Origin of the sequence: Deinococcus pimensis DSM 21231 (genome assembly GCF_000519345.1) — a bacterium.
Taxonomy (GTDB): domain Bacteria; phylum Deinococcota; class Deinococci; order Deinococcales; family Deinococcaceae; genus Deinococcus_A; species Deinococcus_A pimensis.
In genome coordinates this window covers 4,745-5,412 of record NZ_KI912660.1, presented here as the reverse complement: position 1 = coordinate 5,412, position 668 = coordinate 4,745, and the positions used below count along the sequence as shown (strand labels likewise).

Here is a 668-nt window from a genome sequence, read left to right as displayed (position 1 = left end):
GGGTGAGGCGCTGCGTGCCGCCCGCGCCGGGAATGATGCCGAGGTTCACCTCGGGCTGACCGAACACGGCGTTCTCCGCCGCGATCACGATGTCGCAGGCCATGGCGAGCTCGTGCCCGCCGCCGAGGCAGAAGCCCGCCACGGCCGCCACGAGCGGCTTTCGGGTGCGGCGCAGCGTCTCCCACAGCTCGTAGCGGCGGTCGGCGAGGAGATCGGCGGGGGTGCGGCCGTCCATCTCCGCGACGTCCGCGCCCGCCGCGAAGGCGCGGGTGGAGCCCGTGATCACGATCGCGCCGATTCCGGGGTCGGCGTCGAGCTCGCCGACCGCCGCGACGATCTCGGCGAGGGCGGCGCTCGACAGGGCATTGAGGACCTTGGGGCGGTTGAGGCGGACGACGCCCGCGCCGCCGCCGGGCTTCTCGACGAGGAGGTGCTCGTAGGGCATGACGTGAAGGTAGCAGGTGCGGCGCTCAGACGCGCGTGACGAACGCGGGCGCGTCCGCGAGCCGCGTGCAGCCCGCGAGGCCCATCGTGAGGTCGAGTTCCGCGAGGGTGTTCCGGATCACCCGCGCACGCCCTCCTCCCCGGCGAGGGCGAGGCCGTACACGTAGGGCCGCCCCAGCAGCACGCCGCGCGCGCCGAGCGCCACGGCGCGGAAGACGTCCGCG

General features: G+C 74.7%; 2 protein-coding genes. Both read right to left on the bottom strand.

Annotated elements, in window-relative coordinates; genetic code table 11:
* Nucleotides 1–445 (bottom strand): enoyl-CoA hydratase-related protein (locus DEIPI_RS32085; RefSeq protein WP_045234575.1); only part of this gene is annotated, 445 nt, incomplete at its 3' end.
* 117 nt (nt 446–562) lie between these two features.
* On the bottom strand, nt 563–628 hold the full coding sequence (locus DEIPI_RS41535) for a hypothetical protein (protein WP_245588588.1): 66 nt from the start codon (nt 626–628) through the stop codon (nt 563–565).
* Between the last annotated feature and the right edge of the window lie 40 nt (nt 629–668).